Origin of the sequence: Shinella curvata, assembly GCF_022899935.1 — a bacterium.
In the GTDB taxonomy this organism is placed as follows: domain Bacteria; phylum Pseudomonadota; class Alphaproteobacteria; order Rhizobiales; family Rhizobiaceae; genus Shinella; species Shinella curvata.
The window spans coordinates 1-13826 of the sequence record NZ_JALJCJ010000006.1 but is presented as its reverse complement, the minus strand read 5'-3'; the positions used below and the strand labels follow the sequence as shown (position 1 = coordinate 13826).

General features: G+C 62.0%; 12 protein-coding genes and 1 pseudogene. 11 read left to right on the top strand and 2 right to left on the bottom strand.

Features of this window, described 5'->3' with window-relative positions:
- The first annotated feature begins 1 nt into the window (after window position 1).
- From MUU55_RS20900 to MUU55_RS20885, 4 genes are read left to right on the top strand one after another with little or no spacing between them, the layout of a single operon-like run.
- Window positions 2-943 carry an ABC transporter permease gene (locus tag MUU55_RS20900; RefSeq protein WP_244762716.1) on the top strand — a complete coding sequence of 314 codons (942 nt, stop codon included), beginning with the start codon at window positions 2-4 and terminating at the stop codon, window positions 941-943.
- Window positions 944-952: 9 nt separating this feature from the next.
- Window positions 953-1987, top strand: coding sequence for a zinc-dependent alcohol dehydrogenase (locus MUU55_RS20895; RefSeq protein WP_244762715.1), 1035 nt, complete (start codon window positions 953-955; stop codon window positions 1985-1987).
- A 24-nt stretch (window positions 1988-2011) separates the two neighbouring features.
- Entirely contained in the window at window positions 2012-3508 is a 1497-nt protein-coding gene (locus MUU55_RS20890) for an aldehyde dehydrogenase family protein (protein ID WP_244762714.1), read from the top strand.
- Window positions 3508-5103, top strand: a complete 1596-nt coding sequence (locus tag MUU55_RS20885) for a GMC family oxidoreductase (protein ID WP_244762713.1) — start codon at window positions 3508-3510, stop codon at window positions 5101-5103. The genes MUU55_RS20890 and MUU55_RS20885 overlap by 1 nt, the downstream gene beginning before the upstream one ends.
- Before the next feature lie 53 nt (window positions 5104-5156).
- Here MUU55_RS20885 and MUU55_RS20880 read toward each other — a convergent pair whose 3' ends face one another.
- Window positions 5157-5975: an aldo/keto reductase gene (locus MUU55_RS20880; protein ID WP_244762712.1), complete on the bottom strand. Its 819-nt coding sequence runs from the start codon at window positions 5973-5975 to the stop codon at window positions 5157-5159.
- Window positions 5976-6113: 138 nt separating this feature from the next.
- Between MUU55_RS20880 and MUU55_RS20875 the strand changes: the two genes are divergently transcribed.
- Both MUU55_RS20875 and MUU55_RS20870 read left to right on the top strand, forming a co-directional pair.
- Window positions 6114-7685 carry an acyl CoA:acetate/3-ketoacid CoA transferase gene (locus tag MUU55_RS20875; RefSeq protein ID WP_244762711.1) on the top strand — a complete coding sequence of 524 codons (1572 nt, stop codon included), beginning with the start codon at window positions 6114-6116 and terminating at the stop codon, window positions 7683-7685.
- On the top strand, window positions 7682-8455 hold the full coding sequence (locus MUU55_RS20870) for an enoyl-CoA hydratase/isomerase family protein (protein ID WP_244762710.1): 774 nt from the start codon (window positions 7682-7684) through the stop codon (window positions 8453-8455). Before MUU55_RS20875 ends, MUU55_RS20870 begins: the two co-directional genes overlap by 4 nt.
- A gap of 106 nt (window positions 8456-8561) precedes the next feature.
- Here MUU55_RS20870 and MUU55_RS20865 read toward each other — a convergent pair whose 3' ends face one another.
- Window positions 8562-9578: an aldo/keto reductase gene (locus MUU55_RS20865; protein WP_244762709.1), complete on the bottom strand. Its 1017-nt coding sequence runs from the start codon at window positions 9576-9578 to the stop codon at window positions 8562-8564.
- A 156-nt stretch (window positions 9579-9734) separates the two neighbouring features.
- On the opposite strand from MUU55_RS20865, the gene MUU55_RS20860 reads away from it, so the two are divergent.
- The 5 genes and pseudogenes from MUU55_RS20860 to MUU55_RS20840 form a co-directional block, all read left to right on the top strand.
- On the top strand, window positions 9735-10877 hold the full coding sequence (locus tag MUU55_RS20860; RefSeq protein ID WP_244762708.1) for an acyl-CoA dehydrogenase family protein: 1143 nt from the start codon (window positions 9735-9737) through the stop codon (window positions 10875-10877).
- Window positions 10874-11653, top strand: a complete 780-nt coding sequence (locus MUU55_RS20855; protein ID WP_244762707.1) for a 3-ketoacyl-ACP reductase — start codon at window positions 10874-10876, stop codon at window positions 11651-11653. Before MUU55_RS20860 ends, MUU55_RS20855 begins: the two co-directional genes overlap by 4 nt.
- An 11-nt stretch (window positions 11654-11664) precedes the next feature.
- Window positions 11665-12813 carry a dihydrodipicolinate synthase family protein gene (locus tag MUU55_RS20850; protein WP_244762706.1) on the top strand — a complete coding sequence of 383 codons (1149 nt, stop codon included), beginning with the start codon at window positions 11665-11667 and terminating at the stop codon, window positions 12811-12813.
- 2 nt (window positions 12814-12815) lie between these two features.
- A complete protein-coding gene (locus tag MUU55_RS20845) occupies window positions 12816-13673 on the top strand; it encodes a sugar phosphate isomerase/epimerase family protein (protein ID WP_244762705.1) in 858 nt (285 codons plus the stop codon).
- A gap of 16 nt (window positions 13674-13689) precedes the next feature.
- Window positions 13690-13826 (top strand): annotated as a pseudogene (locus tag MUU55_RS20840) (electron transfer flavoprotein subunit beta/FixA family protein); the annotation flags it as partial.

Below are 13826 nucleotides of genomic sequence, written 5' to 3'. Positions count from 1 at the left end.
GATGGATATTCAGCGCCTCAAACCGCACCTGCCCTGGATCACGCTTGTCGTGCTCGTCGCGATCGTCGGCATCAACGATCCGGGTTTCCTGCGCCCTTCGAACCTTCTCGGTATTGCCGGCGATATCGTGCCGTTGTTCATCATGGCGCTTGGGCTCACCTTCGCCATCTATATCGGCGGCATCGACCTTTCGGCCCAGTCCGTGGCCAACATGGTAACGGTCGTTGCCTCTGTCTATCTTGCTTCGATGGGAGCCTGGGTCGCCGTGTTCTGCGTGCTCGCAGGCTTCCTGCTCGGCATGCTCTCCGGCTATGTGACGACGCGCCTTTTCGTGCCGTCGTTCATCTCGACGCTCGCCGTCGGCGGCGTCGCCTTCTCGATCGCGCAATGGCTTTCCGGCCAGCGGGCGCTCAACATGGATGCGACGCAGCGCAACGAGACCTTCGGCTGGATGATCGGCCACACCTGGGGCGTGCCGAACGAACTGCTGATTGCCGCCGTGCTTGTAGCAATCTGCCTCTTCATCGAACGCCGCACGACGCTCGGTCGTGCCCTGAAAGCTGTCGGTGCCGGCGAACTCGCCGCTGCCGCTTCCGGCCTCAACGTCGCACGTTACAAGATACTCGCCTTTGCGATTTCGGGTGCGCTTGCGGCCATTGCCGGCCTCCTTTTCGCGGTCAAACTCTCGGGCGGCGCGCCAACCATCGCCAACGGCTTTCTGCTGCCGGCCATCGTTGCCGTTCTTGTCGGCGGCACGCCTTTGACGGGCGGTGTGGGCGGTGTGGTCAATACGGTGATCGGCACGCTCATCGTCGCCGTCATCCGCGCCTCGATGCTCTATTTCGAGATTGATGCGACACGCCAGCAGATCGTGTTTGGCATCGTGCTGATCGTCGCCATCGCACTGACCATCGACCGCGCCAAGCTGCGCACGGTAAAGTGAGGGATGGCGATGAGCACCATGCGCGCTGCCGTCCTGACCACACCGAAGCGTTTTGAACTGCGCGATGTCCCTGTGCCAGCCGTCGGGCCGGAGGATGTCCTCGTGCGGGTGACGCGCACGGGTATCTGCGGCACGGATATTCATATCTTCAATGGTCACTACGCCTCTGACAAATTGCCGCTCATACCGGGGCATGAGTTCTGCGGGACGATCGCGAAGTGTGGCAGCAATGTTCGTCATCTCGCGGTCGGTACGCGTGTCGTCGTCGACATCAATATCGGCTGCGGCACCTGCTTCTGGTGCCGTCGCAACGAGGTGCTGAATTGTGCCGAAGTCACGCAGGTCGGTATCGGCCGGGATGGTGCCTTCGCCGAATTCGTCGCCGTGCCCGCGCGCCTCGCAATTCCGGTCGATGGCGCTATTTCCGACGAGGTTCTGGCTCTCACGGAGCCGGTTGCCTGCGTCGTTCGGGCCGCGCGCAAGGCGGGGGTCGCCTTCGGCCAGTCCGTCGTCATCTTCGGTGCCGGGCCGATCGGTAACCTGCATGTGCAGATGATGCGGCTTGTCGGAGCCGCCCCCATCATCGTCGCGGATCTCTCGGCCGATCGTTGCCGCATGGCGCTCGAAGCCGGCGCGGATGCCGCCGTCTCCGATCCTGCAGAACTGAAGGCGACCGTACTTCGGATGACCGGTGGACGCGGTGCGGATGTCGTCATCGAAAGCGTCGGCAATCGAAAACTCTATGAGCAGGCTTTCGATCTGGCGCGCCGTGGCGGACATGTCGCCTTTTTCGGCATCACGCCGCCGGGCGAAACCGTCCCCGTCGATATCCTCCGCACGGTTCTGGAAGAGGGCAGCCTCAAGGGGTCCGTCGCCGGCATGGGGGAGGATATGCACGATGCGCTGACCCTTCTGTCGCACGGCCGTTTCCATACGAATGATTTTACCAAGGCGAGCTATTCCCTGGACAGGATCCAGGAGGCGTTCGAAACCCTCGGCGAACGGCCGCGGGACCTGAAGACACAGATCGCCATCGCGGCGTAAGACCTATCGAAGTGGAGCTATTTCATGGACCAGAAAAACCAGTTTCTTTCTGCCCCGACCGCGGCACGCACCTTCGGCTTTTTTGTCGATGGGCAATGGAAGGACGGCGCGGAGCACTTCGAACGCACGTCGCCCGGACACGGCACGGCGGTCACGCGGACGGTTCGCTGCACGGTCGATGATCTGAATGCCGCCGTCGCCGCCGCACGCCGGGCTTTCGAAGATCGCCGCTGGGCCGGCCTTTCGGGCGCGGCACGCGGCAGCGTTCTGCTGCGGGTCGCTGAAATCCTGCGCCGTCGCCGCGACGAGATCGCCTATTGGGAAGCCCTGGAAAACGGCAAGCCGATTTCCCAGGCGCGTGGCGAGATCGATCATTGCATTGCCTGCTTCGAAGTCGGCGCCGGTGCCGCCCGCATGCTGCATGGCGACAGCTTCAATTCGCTCGGCGACGATCTCTTCGGCATGGTGCTGCGCGAGCCGATCGGCGTCGTTGGCCTCATCACGCCGTGGAATTTCCCGTTCCTGATCCTCTGCGAGCGCGTACCCTTCATTCTGGCATCGGGCTGCACGATGGTCGTGAAGCCCTCGGAGGTCACCGCTGCAACGACGCTGCTGCTTGCCGAAGTGCTGGCCGAGGCGGGTCTGCCGTCCGGCGTCTACAACGTCGTCACCGGTTCCGGCCGTACGATCGGCCAGGCGCTGTCCGAGCATCTCGACGTCGATATGCTCTCTTTCACCGGCTCGACGGCCGTCGGCCGTTCCTGCGTTCACGCCGCCGCCGATAGCAACTTCAAGAAGCTCGGCCTGGAGTTGGGCGGCAAGAACCCGATCATCGTCTTCGCCGACTCCGATCTCGAAGACGCCGCCGATGGCGCGGCCTTCGGGATAAGCTTCAACACCGGACAGTGCTGCGTCTCGTCTTCGCGCCTGATTGTCGAGCGTTCCGTCGCTGTGGAATTCGAGAAACTGCTTGTCGAGAAGATGAAGAAGATCCGCGTCGGCGATCCGCTCGATGAGCGCACGCAGGTCGGCGCCATTACCACCGAAGCGCAGAATGCGACGATCCTCGACTATATCGAAAAGGGCAAGGCGGCCGGTGCCAAGCTGCTGACCGGCGGCGAGGTGATCGATCTCGGCCGCGGCCAATACATCGCGCCGACGCTCTTTTCCGGCGTCTCTCGCGACATGGCGATTGCCCGCGACGAGATTTTCGGCCCCGTTCTGTGCTCCATGCATTTCGATACGGTGGAAGAAGCCATCCAGCTTGCGAACGATACCGTTTATGGGCTTGCCGCGAGCGTCTGGACGAAGAATATCGACAAGGCGCTGACGGTCAGCCGCCGTGTGCGTGCCGGACGCTTCTGGGTCAACACGATCATGGCTGGTGGCCCCGAAATGCCGCTCGGGGGCTTCAAGCAGTCCGGCTGGGGCCGCGAGGCCGGTATTTACGGGGTGGAGGAGTATACGCAGGTGAAGTCCGTTCATGTCGAAATCGGCAAGCGCACGCATTGGATCGCATGATGGCCACGGGGTATGATTATGTGATCGTTGGCGGCGGCAGCGCGGGCTGTGTGCTGGCGGCGCGGCTTTCGGAAAATCCATCCGTTCGGGTCTGCCTCATCGAGGCGGGCGGGCGTGACACGAATCCACTGATCCACATGCCCGTCGGCTTCGCCAAGATGACGACGGGGCCGCTCACCTGGGGTCTTAAGACCGCGCCCCAGAAGCATGCGAACAACCGTGAGATCCTGTACGCGCAGGCCAAGGTGCTCGGCGGCGGCTCGTCGATCAATGCCGAGGTTTTTACCCGCGGCGTTCCCGGTGACTATGACCGCTGGGTGGAAGAGGGCGCCGAAGGCTGGGGCTTCAAGGACATCCACAAGTATTTCCTGCGCTCGGAAGGCAATTCGATCCTTTCCGGCACCTGGCATGGAACGGATGGTCCGCTCGGCGTTTCGAACATTCCCGAACCACAGCGTATGACGCGCGCCTTCGTGCAGAGCTGCCAGGAGGCCGGGATTCCCTACAACCCGGATTTCAACGGTCCGGTGCAGGAGGGGGCGGGCGTCTATCAGACGACCACGCGCAACAACCGGCGTTGCTCGGCGGCCGTCGGCTATCTGCGGCCGGCGTTGAAACGTCCAAACCTGACTGTCGTCACCGGTGCGCTTGTCCTGCGTGTGGTTTTCGAAGGGCGTCGTGCCGTTGGTGTTGAATATGAAGCCGGCGGCAGCCGTACGGTGGCGCGGGCGGACAGCGAAGTGCTTCTCACCTCAGGCGCTATTGGTACGCCGAAGCTGATGATGCTCTCGGGCGTTGGGCCGGCGGATCATCTGCGCGGCCAAGGCATCGATGTCGTGCAGGATATGGCTGGCGTCGGGCAGAACCTGCAGGACCACTTTGGTGTCGATATCGTCGCAGAGCTGAAGAACCACGACAGCCTGGACAAGTACAACAAGCTGCACTGGTCGATCTGGGCGGGCATTCAATATACCCTTTTCAATTCCGGCCCCATCACGTCGAACGTCGTTGAGGGCGGTGCGTTCTGGTATGGCGACAAGGCAAACTCGACGCCCGATCTGCAATTCCATTTCCTCGCAGGTGCAGGCGCTGAGGCCGGCGTTCCCGGTGTGCCGAAGGGGTCTTCCGGCATCACGCTCAACTCCTACACGCTGCGGCCGAAATCGCGTGGAACGGTTAGCCTTCGCTCGGCCGATCCGAGCGCCCTGCCGATCGTTGATCCGAATTTCCTTGCGGACCCGGACGATGTAAAAATCTCGGTCGAGGGCGTGAAGATCAGCCAGGAGATTTTCGCGCAGCCGTCGCTGCAAAAATATATCAAGACATTGCATTTCCCGGACCGCAATGTGCGGACGGAAGCGGACTATGTGGCCTATGCGCGCCAGTACGGCCGCACCTCCTATCATCCGACCTGCACCTGCAAGATGGGCCGCGACGAGATGTCAGTGGTCGATCCGCAACTGCGTGTGCACGGCCTTGACGGCATCCGCATCTGCGACAGCTCCACCATGCCGAGCCTTGTCGGCTCCAACACCAATGCGGCGACGATCATGATCGGGGAAAAGGCCTCGGACATGATCCGCGGCAACGCCTGATTGTGCCCGCTGGCCTGCACGTGAAAGGGCGGCCTTGCGGCCGCCCTTTTGCGTTAATCCCATTCGGGAACCCAGGGGAGCTGCCCTGGCTTGATGATCCGGTAGCCGGTGGTGTTCAGAGCATCGATTCTGTCCATGTCGATCGATGACAGCGTGAAATCCATGATGTCGAAATTCGCTTTGATGTTTTCCTGTTTCGTCGACATCGTGTTCAGCGGCACACCCTTTTGAAGGATCCAGCGCAGGACGATCTGCGCGGCCGACTTGCCATATATTTTGCCGATTTCGGCGAAAAGGCCGTGCTTGAACACTTCGCCGCGGGCAATCGAAGCATAGGACGACAGCGGAATGCCGGTCTCCGATGCGGCGGCAAGCAGTTTCCGCTGGTCGACGAGAGGGTGGAACTCGACCTGGTTGGTGACGAGCGGCCCATCGATCACATTGCGTGCCACATGCATCATACGCGCCGTGTAGTTCGACACGCCGATGGTGTCCGCGAGGCCCCGATCCCTCGCAGCCTGTAGCAGGCGCAAGGATGGCGCCACGTCTCCCCCGACGGGCGGCCAATGCAGCAGAAGCGCATCGACGCGGTCGATCTGCAGCGCTTTCAGGCTGGCCTCGACCGACGGCAGGAATTTCTCTTCCGAATAGTTGTCCGGATGCACCTTCGTCGTGATGCACAGTTCTTCGCGTGCAACACCGCAGGCTGCGAGGGCAGTGCCCGTCTCGGCCTCGTTGCCGTACATCTGTGCCGTATCGAAAGCCCGATAGCCGGCATCGATCGCAGCGTCGATGGCCTTGCGGAGCTCCTCTCCTTTCAATGGATAGGTGCCGAAACCACGCTGAAAACCCTTCTGGAAATAGATGTTCATGCCTCCTCCTTTGTGGACCGATCTGGTCCCATTCCGGTTCTCATCCAGCACGAAAATCTCGCTTGCCGGATTGCCTCATCTGCGATTAATCTATAACTAGTTAGTTACTTAAGGCAATCGGTAACGGAGATTTCGGCGATGAAGAAGGTGAAGACTGCGCAGGAGGCTGTCCGGCTTGTCAGGGATGGGGCGGTCGTTGCTGTGAATTCTTCTTCCGGCCTTTGCTGCCCCGACGCCGTGCTGAAGGCACTGGGTGAGCGCTTCGATAACGAAGGTCATCCGCGTGGCCTGACCTCCATCCATCCGATTGCCGCCGGCGACTTTTTCGGCACGCGCGGTGTGGATCACATCGCCAAGCCCGGCATGCTGGTGAAGATCATTGGGGGTTCCTATCCTTCCGGCCCGAGCAATGCCGAGCCGCCGCTCATCTGGCAGATGATCCTCAAGGAGGAGCTGGCCGCCTGGAACGTGCCGTCTGGCATCGTATTCGACATGCTGCGCGAAGGGGCGGCTAAGCGGCCGGGCGTGCTGACGAAGGTCGGCATGGAAACGTTCGTCGATCCCGATCAGGACGGTTGCGCGATGAACGCCAGCGCGCGTGCCGCTCCGCTTGTCAAGCGCATTGCCTTCGAAGGCGAGGACTGGCTGCATTTTCCGGCGATCCGTCCCGATGTCGCGATCATCCGCGCAACGACCGCAGACGAAAAGGGCAATCTCACCTTCGAACAGGAAGGCGCGACGCTCGGCGCGATGGAAATGGCGCTCGCGGCGCGCAACTCCGGCGGCATCGTTATCGCGCAGGTCAAGCGCGTGGCGGCAAGCGGCACGTTGCGTCCGCATGATGTTCGCGTCCCCGGTATTCTCGTCGATGTGATCGTCGAAGCGCCCGACCAGCTGCAGACGACAGCGACGCCTTATGATCCTGCAATCTCGGGTGAACTCTTCCGCCCGCTCGAAACGTTCCGCCTCCCGGAACTCGATGTGGGCAAGGTCATCGCGCGTCGTGTGGCGCAGGAACTGAAGGATGGCTGGGCCGTCAATATCGGCTTCGGCATTTCTGCCAATGTGCCGCGTATCCTGATCGAGGAGGGACTGCACGGCAAGGTCACCTGGGTGATAGAGCAGGGCGCTGTGGGTGGCGTGCCACTTCTCGATTTCAAGTTTGGCTGCGCCTCCAACGCTGAAGCATTCGTCGCCTCGCCCCACCAGTTCTGTTATTTTCAGGCGGGCGGCTTTGATTGCTCGCTTCTGTCCTTCCTCGAAATCGATGCCGAAGGTTCGGTCAATGTCAGCCGCCTCGCGGCAACGCCGCACCGCACGGCGGGAGCCGGCGGCTTCGTCGACATCACCTCACGCGCGAAAAAGATCGTCTTCTCGGGTAATTTCAATGCCGGCGCGAAGATGCATATCGAGGATGGCCGTCTGGTGATCGACAAGGAAGGTCGTATTGCCAAATTCGTGTCGAAGGTCGATCAGGTCAGCTTTTCCGGCAGGCGCGCACGTGCGCAGGGGCAGGAGATCACCTATGTCACCGAACGTTGCGTGATCGAGCTCGATACGGATGGGCTGATCGTTACCGAGATCGCTCCGGGTCTTGATCTCCAGCGCGATGTTCTCAATCAGGCAGCAACCCCGTTGCGGGTTTCGACGTCGCTCAAGGTGATGGACGATGCGCTGTTTCGTGCGCAGCCCATGGGGCTGGTGCTGTGAGCGATCCGCGTGTCGATCTTTCCGTGGAGGACCATGTCGCAAGGATTACTCTGCGCCGTCCGGAAAAGCTGAATGCGATCGACGAGGAGATGATCGACGCGCTGCTGAAGGCGTGCCGGATCATCGAACGCTCGGATGCACGGGTCGCAATTTTTGCGGGCGAGGGCGGCGAGTCCTTCTGTGCGGGCGGTGATATCGAAGCGTGGAGCAGCCTCGACGCTGAAACGTTTTCGCGCCGCTGGTTACGTGACGGGCATGGTGCCTTTGACGCACTGGCACGCCTTACCGTGCCGCTGATCGTGGTGCTGAATGGGCACGCGCTCGGTGGCGGATTGGAGCTTGCCGCCTGTGCAGACCTGCGCATCGCCGAGTCGCATGTGAAGATCGGCCAGCCCGAGCCGGGCCTCGGTATCATTCCCGGCTGGTCCGGCACGCAACGCGCATCACGCCGCTTTGGCGCGCAGCTTGTTCGCCGCATGGCGCTTTTCGGCGAGGTCTATGCGGCGCAGGAGGCGCTTGCGCTCGGTCTCGTCGATCAGGTCGTGGCGACGGGCGAGGGGGCTGCTGCTGCTGAGGCCGCCGCGGCGCGTGTGTTGAGACGCTCGCCGCGCGCGACAGAACTGACCAAGATGCTGATCAATGCCGCAGAAGGCGAGGAGAGCGAACGGGTCGTGGAGGCCCTGGCCGGCGCCGTGGCGGCAGCGTCCGACGATCTGACAGAAGGACTTGCTGCCTATCGGCAGAAGCGGCCTGCCCGTTTTGGCAAGTAGCTTCCAGCGATCCGAAATCCAAATCCTTGCGGCTACACTGAAATTTCGGGGCAATTGCGCCCCGCTGGAAGCCCGCCTCGCTCTCGCAACGCGGGCTGATGTCTATTTACACCGGAACAGGTGCATCCTCGCGCAACAGCCCCTTCTTCTTGAGGTCCGCCCAGAAGTCGGCTGGGATTGCGTGGGAGAACCAAGCGAGATTCTGGTCGAGCTGCTCGATTGTACGCGTGCCCGCCATGAAGGACGGCACGGCGGGATGAGCGACGACGAATTGCAGCGCTGCTGCGGCAAGCGGCACGCCATGCGCCGCGCATACGGCTTCGATCTTCGCGACCTTTTCCATGATCTCGCGGGGTGCGGGTGCATAATTGTACTTCGCGCCGTCCTTTGCCCCCGTAGCAAGAATACCCGAGTTGAAGCCGCCGCCGACAACGACTGCCGCACCACGTGCTTCGCAGAGCGGAAGAAAGGCGTCCAGCGCTTCCTGTTCGAGCAGGGTATAGCGGCCAGCCAGCAGGAAGCAGTCGAAATCGTGGCGTAGAAGCGCTTTATGGCAGACCTGCCATTCGTTGACGCCGACACCGATTGCCTTCACAACCTTCTCCGAGCGGAGCCGCTCCAGCGCCCGCCAGGCGCCGTCCATGGCCTGCTCAAAAACATCCGGCTGCTCGCTCCCGCGCGTGAAAACGTCGATGTCGTGGATGAAGCACATATCCATCCGCTCCAGTCCCAGCCGCTGCAGGCTGTCCTCGAAGGCGCGCATGGTGCCATCGTAGCTGTAGTCGAAATGCATGGTGAAGGGGGCGGCATTCGTCCACGGCGCGAAGTTGATCGTGTCACGGCGCGCCGGACGCAGCAGGCGTCCAACCTTGGAGGCGAGCACGAAATCGTCCCGGTTCTTCCAGCGGAGAGCATGGCTTGTCCGCAGTTCGGCAAGGCCGTGGCCGTACATTGGGGCGGTGTCGAAGAACCGCACGCCAGCTTCCCAGGCGCGCGCGAACATTTCCTGAGAGGTCACCTCGTCGATCTCGCGAAAAATGTTGCCGAGCGGCGCCGTGCCAAAGCCGAAGGCGGTGATCTCAAGGTCTGTCCGGCCAAATTTCCGCTTTTCTCCAGGGTGCATGTCTTCCTCCTTAAGTAACTGAATAGTGAATAATATGCACAGCCTCAAAGGGCTGTGCAAGCAGTGACATTCAGCCCGCGTGAATTTTTCCGTCTTGACGTTCTCCATTGGTCGAATGTATGTAACTAGATAGTTACTAGTTGCGAGACGAGGCAAATGTATCTCACCGAAACGCAGGAGCAGGTGCGCGAGATGGCGCGCGCCTTTGCCGACGAAACGATCCGTCCTTTGGCCGAGGAACTTGACCGGGAAGAGCGCTTTCCCGCCGAGCTTTATGACGAAATGGCGAAGCTCGGTCTTTTCGGGATCGGCGTGCCGGAAGCCCTTGGCGGGCCTGGCTTCGATACGCTGACCTACGCGCTCGTGATGGAGGAATTGAGCCGCGGCTATGCCTCTGTCGCCGACCAGTGCGGACTGATCGAGCTGATATCGAGCCTCCTGGTGCGCCACGGCACGGAAAGCCAGCAGGCGCTGCTGCCCGAAATTCTCGGCATGCGCTCAAAGGTTGCCTACTGCATCACGGAGCCCGAAGCCGGCACGGATGTTTCCGGCATTCGCACCACCGCGGAGCGTGACGGAAACGGTTGGCGGCTGAACGGTGGCAAGATCTGGATTCACAACGCGCCGGTGGCCGACTACGGTTTCGTTCTGGCTCGGACCGACAAGGATGCCGGCAACCGCGGCATGTCGATTTTCATCGTCGATTTGCATGCTGACGGTGTCGAAAAGGGGCCGAAGGAACACAAGATGGGCCAGCGCGCGAGCCAGGTAGGCGCGCTGAACTTCTCGGATGTTCGCCTGTCGGCCGATGCCTTGCTCGGCACGGAGGGCCGTGGCTTCCACATGATGATGTCGGTGCTCGACAAGGGGCGTGTCGGTATTGCCTCGCTTGCTGTCGGCATCGCGCAGGCCGGTCTTGAGGCCGCGCTCGATTATGCCGGCACGCGCAAGCAATTCGGCAAGGCGATCTCCGATTTTCAGGGTGTGCAGTGGCTTCTCGCCGACATGGCGAAGGACATCGAGGCCGCGCGCCTGCTGGTCCATTCCGCGGCATCGAAGATCGACAGCGGTGCGGATGCGACGAAAGCCTGCTCCATCGCGAAGTGCTTTGCAGGCGATATGGCCGTGCAGCGCACCGCAGATGCCGTGCAGGTCTTTGGCGGCTCGGGCTACATCCGCGGCTTCGAGGTGGAGCGTCTTTACCGTGATGCGAAGATCACGCAGATCTATGAAGGCACGAACCAGATCCAGCGCATGATCATCGCGCGCGAACTCCTGAAGAAGGGGGCAAGGGCATGAGCGCGTCAGACGCTCGGCCGGTTGCACTGGTCACCGGCTCGTCCCGCGGTATCGGTCTTGCCGTTGCCGAAGCGCTTGCGCGCGAAGGATTTGCGATTGCCATAAATGGGCCGGTCGAAGACGCCGAGCTTACAGCTGCCGTAGCGCGCATCGCCGCCTATGATGTTCCGGTCGCTGCTGCCGCATTCGACGTCTCGGCGATCGGCGGCCACGATTCGGCACTCGATGCGATCGAGCAAAAACTCGGTCCACTCACCACGCTGGTCAACAATGCCGGCGTCGGTGTGCTCAGACGCGGCGATATGCTTGAGGTCTCGGAGGAAAGCTGGGACCGCTGCTTTTCCGTCAACACGAAAGCCATGTTCTTCCTGAGCCAGGCCTTCGCGCGCCGCGTGATTGCGCCTCCTCGCTCCTCCCACTTCCATTCGATCGTCAACGTCACCTCGTCGAACGCCGTTGCGGTCGCAGAACAGCGCGCTGAATATTGCGCCTCGAAGGCCGCCGCCTCGATGGTGTCCAAGACACTTGCCGTTCGGCTCGGGCGGGAGAACATCGCCGTCTATGATGTCCAGCCCGGCCTGATCGCGACCGAAATGACGGCCCCCGTCATCGAGGCCTACCGCGAGCGCGCCGCCCTGGGTCTCACGCTCTTCCCGCGCGTCGGGGAGCCGGCCGAAGTCGGTACGCTGATCGCGTCGCTTGCCACCGGGCGGCTTCCCTACACCACCGGACTGTCTATCCCGGCCGATGCCGGCATGCTCGTTCCGCGCTTCTGAGGTCCTTCGCCATGAAAATCGCTCTTCCCGACGCCGCCGGTCGCTACGCCGATTATGTCCTGACCGGCACGCCGATTGCGGCCGCAACGCTTGGCAAAAACCCGGCGCGCGTCGTTTATTCCGCCGCCCATGTCGTCGCCGACCCCTTTACCGCGAACGACCCCTCGGGCCGCGCGACGGTGGACTGGGCAAAGACGATGGAGTTTCGCCGCTACCTCGCGGGGCTTGGCCTTGGCATTGCCGAGGCGATGGACACGGCCCAGCGCGGCATGGGGCTCGACTGGCCGGGTGCGCTGGAGCTGATCCGCCGCACGCGCGAAGAGCTTCCGGATGCCCTCGTCGCCAATGGCTGCGGCACGGATCATCTCGACCCATCAACAGTGAAATGCCTGGATGACGTGCGCCGCGCCTATCTGGAGCAGGCCGAGGCCATCCAGAAACTCGGCGGCCGCCTGATCCTCATGGCCTCGCGCGCGCTGGTGCGGGTTGCGAAGGGTCCGCAAGACTATCTCAAGGTCTATTCCGATGTGCTCGCCGCCTGTGACGAACCGGTAATCCTGCACTGGCTTGGAGATATGTTCGACCCGCAGCTCGCTGGTTACTGGGGCGACACGGCGTTTGAGCCCGCCATGCAGACGGCCCTTGCCGTCATCGAAGCGAACGCGGGCAAGGTCGATGGCATCAAGATTTCCCTGCTAGACAAGGAGAAGGAGATCGCGATGCGCCGCCGGCTTCCGGCCGGCGTCAAAATGTATACGGGGGACGACTTCAACTATCCTGAACTCATCGAAGGCGACAGCGAAGGGTTTTCGCATGCGCTGCTCGGCATCTTCGACCCGCTCGCACCCGCCGCGGCCCATGCGGTCGAACGGTTGGGCGAGGGCGACAAGGCAGGCTTCCGCGCGACACTCGATCCAACAGTACCGCTTGCCCGCCTGATTTTCCGCGCGCCTACGCAATACTACAAGACGGGCGTCGTCTTCCTCGCCTGGCTGAACGGCTTCCAGGATCATTTCGTGATGCTGAACGGCGCCCAGGCCATGCGGCCGCTGCCCTATTTTGTCGAGGTTTTCCGCCTCGCTGATCAATGCGGGCTCCTGCGTGATCCGGAACGTGCGATCACGCGCATGAAGAAGCTGCTCGCCGTCTATGGCGCGTGACGATGCGTGATTTTTTACACGACCATTCGGCGCTCGCGCTCAACACCGCCAGCCTAGGCCATAATCTCGAAGGCCATGGCGCCGAATGGGAACCGGAGCGTGTCATCGACGCTTGCGCAGCGCGCGGTTTTGGCTCGATCGTCTTCTGGCGTCGGGAGATCGGTTCGCGCGCCTTGGAGATCGGTGATCGTGCACGCAAGGCGGGTCTTTCCGTCGCGGGCCTTTGCCGCACACCGTTTCTGGTCGGATCGGATGCCGTTGATAAAGCAGCTGTTCTCGATGAGGCGAAAGCCGCTATCGAGATGGCTGCCGGCCTCGGAGCCGCCGTGTTGACGATCGTGGTGGGCGGCGTGCATCCGGGCAGCAAGGGCACGGCAGAGAGCCTGAAGATTGTGGCGGACCGCGTCGCCGACCTCGCGCCCTATGCGGCGGGGCGCAATGTCAAACTGGCGCTGGAACCCCTCAATCCCGTCTATGCCGGCAACCGTTCCTGCCTGACAACGGTGCGGGATGCCCTGGATATCTGCGACACGGTCGAAGCGCCCAACCTTGGCATCGCCGTCGATGTCTATCATGTCTGGTGGGACAGTGATTTGGACGCGCAGTTGCGGCGTGCCGGCAAGGACAGGATTTTCGGCTATCATCTCTGCGATTGGCTTGCCGACACGCGTGACGTGCTGCTGGACCGCGGCATGATGGGCGATGGTGTCGCGGATCTCAAGGCGATCCGCGCGAGCGTCGAAGGCGCAGGGTATGCCGGCCCCTGCGAGGTCGAGATTTTTTCCGCAAACAACTGGTGGAGGCGCGATCCCGGCGAGGTTCTCGACGTGATGGTCGATCGTTTTCGCACCCTCTGCTGACGACAAGGAGAATTTTATGAAACTGCTCGTACCGATCAAGCGTGTCGTCGACTACAACGTAAAGATCCGCGTGAAGTCGGATGGTTCGGGTGTCGAACTTGCGAATGTGAAGATGTCGATGAACCCGTTCGACGAGATCTCGGTCGAGGAAGC

Excerpts from the sequence above, each read along its gene's own strand:
- MUU55_RS20850 (WP_244762706.1), top strand. The coding sequence starts at position 11,665 with ATGAAAATCGCTCTTCCCGACGCCGCCGGTCGCTACGCCGATTATGTC.
- MUU55_RS20855 (WP_244762707.1), top strand. The coding sequence starts at position 10,874 with ATGAGCGCGTCAGACGCTCGGCCGGTTGCACTGGTCACCGGCTCGTCC.
- MUU55_RS20845 (WP_244762705.1), top strand. The coding sequence starts at position 12,816 with ATGCGTGATTTTTTACACGACCATTCGGCGCTCGCGCTCAACACCGCC.
- MUU55_RS20895 (WP_244762715.1), top strand. The coding sequence starts at position 953 with ATGAGCACCATGCGCGCTGCCGTCCTGACCACACCGAAGCGTTTTGAA.
- MUU55_RS20890 (WP_244762714.1), top strand. The coding sequence starts at position 2,012 with ATGGACCAGAAAAACCAGTTTCTTTCTGCCCCGACCGCGGCACGCACC.
- MUU55_RS20900 (WP_244762716.1), top strand. The coding sequence starts at position 2 with ATGGATATTCAGCGCCTCAAACCGCACCTGCCCTGGATCACGCTTGTC.
- MUU55_RS20885 (WP_244762713.1), top strand. The coding sequence starts at position 3,508 with ATGGCCACGGGGTATGATTATGTGATCGTTGGCGGCGGCAGCGCGGGC.
- MUU55_RS20860 (WP_244762708.1), top strand. The coding sequence starts at position 9,735 with ATGTATCTCACCGAAACGCAGGAGCAGGTGCGCGAGATGGCGCGCGCC.
- MUU55_RS20865 (WP_244762709.1), bottom strand. The coding sequence starts at position 9,578 with ATGCACCCTGGAGAAAAGCGGAAATTTGGCCGGACAGACCTTGAGATC.
- MUU55_RS20880 (WP_244762712.1), bottom strand. The coding sequence starts at position 5,975 with ATGAACATCTATTTCCAGAAGGGTTTTCAGCGTGGTTTCGGCACCTAT.
- MUU55_RS20875 (WP_244762711.1), top strand. The coding sequence starts at position 6,114 with ATGAAGAAGGTGAAGACTGCGCAGGAGGCTGTCCGGCTTGTCAGGGAT.